Source organism: Candidatus Thiosymbion oneisti (genome assembly GCF_900092655.1).
Taxonomy (GTDB): domain Bacteria; phylum Pseudomonadota; class Gammaproteobacteria; order Chromatiales; family Chromatiaceae; genus Thiosymbion; species Thiosymbion oneisti.
Map to the genome: position 1 here is coordinate 1 of NZ_FLUY01000797.1, position 4,987 is coordinate 4,987.

4 protein-coding genes are annotated in these 4,987 nt (G+C 61.6%); all 4 read left to right on the plus strand.

The features are described 5' to 3' along the window. Window positions 1-431: 431 nt before the first annotated feature. Complete coding sequence (gene pcnB / locus BQ17_RS08600) at window positions 432-1,748, plus strand: polynucleotide adenylyltransferase PcnB (protein ID WP_256091526.1); 1,317 nt, start codon at window positions 432-434, stop codon at window positions 1,746-1,748. 8 nt (window positions 1,749-1,756) lie between these two features. After that, window positions 1,757-2,656 (plus strand): pantoate--beta-alanine ligase, encoded by a 900-nt coding sequence (gene panC / locus BQ17_RS08605; RefSeq protein WP_089726169.1) that lies wholly within the window; start codon window positions 1,757-1,759, stop codon window positions 2,654-2,656. A gap of 745 nt (window positions 2,657-3,401) precedes the next feature. Further along, entirely contained in the window at window positions 3,402-3,782 is a 381-nt protein-coding gene (gene panD, locus BQ17_RS08610; RefSeq protein WP_089726167.1) for an aspartate 1-decarboxylase, read from the plus strand. Window positions 3,783-3,818: 36 nt separating this feature from the next. Next, window positions 3,819-4,987 (plus strand): glucose-6-phosphate isomerase (gene pgi, locus BQ17_RS08615; RefSeq protein ID WP_089726171.1); only part of this gene is annotated, 1,169 nt, incomplete at its 3' end.

A 4,987-nucleotide genomic window follows, 5' to 3' on the forward strand; every position in this document is an offset into this window, starting at 1 on the left:
AGACCTGGTCCCGACGGAGGAGGGATCTGACGCTCCAGCGTCGATTAAGCGCCTGGTAGGCTAACCGCCAACGCCTAATCAGCACAGAGGAGCTGCGTCCGCGGGAGCGGACAAGACGGCGTTCCCACGCTGGAGCGTGGGAACGAACGCGAAAAGATCCCTCCTGCGTCGGGACAAGTTTGACTGCCGGCCCGCGCGGCCTCGCGTTAAGTGTAGGTTGGGTTAGGCGCGCGGTTCGATCCCGAAGCACAATGACAGGGCTGAACGCGCCGTAACCCAACACGCCGCATCCCACAACCAACGCCAAATAATCCAGGACCGCACCCGGACCGGCACAGCACCGAACCTGGCGTAACGCAACCCGACGCTCGGATCCATTTTAACCAGACAGCTTCTTAGTCCACGCTCAAATTAAGGAAAACGAAAGCAACTTGTACAAGACGACCTCCCCTTCACCCTTGATCATACCCCGCAGCGAGCATCGAATCTCGCGCGCCGATATCAGCGAAAACGCGCTCAAGGTGCTCTACCGCCTGAAGGATGGGGGCTATCAGGCCTATCTCGTCGGGGGTGGGGTACGGGATCTCCTGCTGGGCCGGGAGCCCAAGGACTTTGACGTGGCCACGGACGCCACGCCCGAGCAGGTGCGCAGGATATTCCGCAACTGTCGCCTGATCGGACGGCGGTTCAGGCTTGCCCATGTCCATTTCGGCCGCGAGATCGTCGAGGTGGCTACCTTCCGTGGTGGCGGGCAGGATGAGGATACCGACGGCGAGCGCCGTATCCACAATGGTATGATCGTGCGGGACAACCGCTACGGCACGCGTGAGGAGGACGCGCTGCGCCGGGACTTCAGCGTCAACGGTCTCTACTACAATATCGCGGACTTCTCCGTCATCGATTACGCGGGGGGACTCGATGATCTGCGGGCCGGACGCTTGCGGCTCATCGGCGAGGATCCGGAGCAGCGGTACCGCGAAGACCCGGTGCGCATGCTGCGCGCCGTGCGTTTTGCCTGCAAGCTCGGTTTCAATCTCGATCCGTCCTGCGAGCGACCCCTGTTCGAGCTCGGCCATCTGCTCCGGGACATCCCGCCGGCGCGCCTGTTCGAGGAGGTACTGAAGCTGCTCCAGACCGGCCTGGGCCTGTGTGTCTTCGAGAAGCTGCGTCACTACCGGCTCTTTGCCCAGCTGTTTCCCGCCACCGATGCGTTGCTTGACCATGAGGATCATAACTTCCCCATCACCTTCGTCAGTCGCGGCCTGGAGAACACCGATCGGCGCATCCGGGAAGAAAAACCGGTTACCCCCGCATTTCTGTTTGCGGTGCTGCTGTGGGAGCCGGTGCGCCGGCGCTTTGCCCAACTGCTTGCGGGGGACATAGCGGCCAACGAGGCCATGTTACTGGCCGCGGGTGATGCCTTTGCCCGTCAGCGGCCCCTGGTGGCTATCCCGAAGCGCTTTGCCCTGCCCATGCGAGAGATCTGGTCCCTACAGCCCCGTCTCGAACGGCGCGAGGGCAAACGCCCTTATCGTCTGGTGGCCCATCCCAGGTTTCGTGCGGCCTATGATTTTCTGCTCCTGCGGGCCGAGGTGGGCGAAGTGGACTTAGCGCTCGCTGACTGGTGGACCCGTTTCCAAGCAGTGAACGACCACACCCGGACCGAGATGACTGCCGGCACGACCAAGGGCAAGGGTCGGCGTCGGGGCCGCCGACCGGCCATGGAAAAGGAGACGGCAGGTACCTGACGATGCCTATGATGCTGATCGACGCTGTCTCCTCGTTGCGCCGGTGTCTGACCTCATGGCGGCGTAGTGGCCGATCTATCGCCCTGGTGCCTACGATGGGCAACCTCCATGCCGGCCATCTGGCCCTGGTTCGGGAGGCGCGGAGGGTGACCGACCGTACCCTGGTCAGCATCTTCGTCAATCCCTTGCAGTTTGGTCCCAACGAGGATTTCGGATCTTATCCCAGGACCTTGGAGCGAGACCGCAAGCTGCTAGAGGCCGAAGGTACGGATCTGCTTTTCACCCCTCCGGTGCAGGCCGTTTATCCCCATGGGTCCCAAGATCAGACTCGCGTAGAGGTACCGGGGCTCTCGAATATCCTGTGCGGCGCAAGTCGGCCAGGACACTTCGCCGGGATGGCGACGGTCGTGTGCAAGCTCTTCAACATGGCGCAGCCGGATATTGCTATTTTTGGTGAGAAGGATTATCAGCAACTGCTGGTGATTCGGCGCATGGTCGAGGATCTGTGTCTGCCGGTCGAGGTGCGAGGGCTGGCCACCGTTCGCGAGCCGGACGGTCTGGCAATGAGCTCGCGCAACGGCTATCTGTCCCCCGCAGAGCGCGCGCGCGCGCCGGCACTCTACAGGGCCCTCTGTCAAGCCGGTGAGCGCCTGCGCGAGGGACTGATCGCCGGCGAAGTGGAACGCATGGGAATAGAAGAGCTGCTGGTCGAGGGACTAAGGCCGGATTACTTCAGCGTTCGCCGGGCCTCGGATCTGCAACCGGCAACCACCGAGGACCGGGATCTGGTGGTGCTTACGGCCGCCTATCTGGGCACGGCACGGCTCATCGATAATCTTCGCGTCTCGCTGAGGGACATGGCGATCCCCGCCACGGCCGCCACGGAAGGATCAGAAAACGCGAACTAGCGGGTCCGTTAGGGGCCCCTGTGCAGATCTCTACCGGTATGGACGAAGAGGGCGGCACGCCAACCTACATCGATCATTAAAGACCATGTCTCACGACCAGAACTTCAAAAACCTTATCCTCGACTACCTGTACCGGGCATTGGGCGCCAGGCGCTGGCCTTTTTCGCCACGGACGAAGCCGATGCAATCGGCGTAGCCCAGATTACACCCGTGCGCCAAGAGCCCGTAGGGCGGGTCAGGCACGTGCGCCAGGTGCCATGATTGCTGCGGCGGTGGGCGCGCCGTCACCCGCCGGATGGCGGCGGGTGGCAGCCCGTAGGGCGGGTCAGGCCAGGGCGACGGAAGTGGCTGGCATACGGCGGATGGCGCAAGCTTATCCGCCCCACGCGCTACGCGCTCACCGCCAGTCGCCTCGACGAGGTTCTACACTGAGAGTGGATCAAGCTTGTCGGCTGTAAGTCGGTTATACCCGTCACACCTGCAATAGTTCGGCGTGATACCCGATTCCTTGCGTACCGAATTGCACATAGTGCCTCTTTCTTAGCAGTGTATGGCAACCGAATGTAGAATTTTTAAAAATCAATGATTTCAAATGGTTAAATTTATACCATGATAATGAGGATTAATTATAACCTATTGATTTATAGGGGCATGCAATAGCCCCGGATCCGCGCGAAAGTGCCGTTGCAGCAACGAAAAAATTAGTTAGAATACTGTGTTGCATCAAGAATCAAGGTGGTTGGCTATGCAACTAACACTGTTGAAATGCAAGCTGCACAGGGCCCGCGTCACCCACGCGGAGCTTGAATATGAGGGTTCCTGTGCCATCGACGAGGCGCTGATGGAGTGCGCGGGGATCCGCGAATACGAGCAGATTCAGATCTACAATCTCGCCAACGGCGAGCGTTTTACGACCTATGCGATTCGGGCCGAGGCCGGCTCCCGCGTCATTTCCGTAAATGGCGCCGCCGCCCACAAGGCGTCTCCGGGAGATCGGGTCATCATCTGTGCCTACGCCGCGATGAGCGAGGCCGAAGCCGATGCCTTCGAACCGAGCCTCGTTTACCTCAACGAACACAATCGCATCCTGCGCACGGGTTCCCAAATCCCCGCCCAAGCGGCCTGAGCGGTCGAGCACCCGCCTCCATCAGGAGCAACCAGCATGTCGTCAGTGAATCAGACCCCTCAATGGCGGGCCTTGCAGGCGCATTGGAACGAGCTGTCCGGGGTCCGGATGCGGGACCTCTTTGCCCGGGATCCGAGGCGACCGGAGCAGATGTCGCTGCGGGCGGCACACCTGTTCGCGGACTACTCCAAGAATCTGATCACCGACAAGACCCTGACGCTGTTGCTCGAGCTTGCCGTGGCCGTGGACCTACCCGGCTGGATCCACCGCATGTTTGCAGGCGCAGCCATCAACAACACCGAGGGACGGGCAGTGCTGCACATCGCCCTGCGCAACCGCTCTAACCGTCCCATCTATGTGGACGGCAAGGACGTGATGCCCGGCGTCAACCGGGTGTTGCAGCGCCTGGAAGGCTTCGTCGCAACCGTGCGCAGCGGCGATTGGAAGGGCTTTACGGGTAAGCGTATCACCGCCGTGGTCAACATCGGCATCGGCGGCTCGAATCTAGGGCCACTGATGGTCTGTGAGGCCCTGCACCCCTATCAGTCCGACGACCTGCGGGTGCATTTCGTCTCCAACGTGGACGGTACCCACCTTGCCGAGACGCTACGGCCTCTCGATCCCGCGACCACCTTGTTCATCGTCGCCTCCAAGACCTTTACCACCATGGAGACCATGACCAACGCCAACAGTGCCCGGACCTGGCTGGTGGAGGCCCTGGGCGAGGCGGCGGTTGCCAACCACTTTGTCGCGGTGTCCACGAACGAATCCAAGGTCGTCGCGTTTGGTATCGACCCGCAAAACATGTTCGGCTTCTGGGATTGGGTCGGTGGGCGCTACTCCCTCTGGTCGGCGATCGGATTGCCCATCGCGTTGGCCGTCGGCATGGACCGCTTCGGCGAGCTCCTGGAAGGTGCCCATGCCATGGACGAGCATTTCCGATCCGCAGACTTGAGCGAGAATCTGCCGGTCATGCTGGGACTGATCGGGATCTGGTACGCCAACTTCGCCGGCGCCCGCACCCACGCGGTACTGCCCTACGATCAATCCTTGCGTTACCTGCCGGCCTACCTCCAGCAGGGTGATATGGAGAGCAACGGCAAGCGGGTGACGCGCGCGGGCGATCCCGTGGCATACACCACCGGACCCGTGGTCTGGGGCGAGCCCGGAACCGATGGTCAGCACGCCTTCTTTCAGCTCATCCA

Bases quoted from the DNA above. Each gene is read 5' to 3' on its own strand.
- panC (WP_089726169.1), top strand. From the start codon at position 1,757: ATGATGCTGATCGACGCTGTCTCCTCGTTGCGCCGGTGTCTGACCTCA.
- panD (WP_089726167.1), top strand. From the start codon at position 3,402: ATGCAACTAACACTGTTGAAATGCAAGCTGCACAGGGCCCGCGTCACC.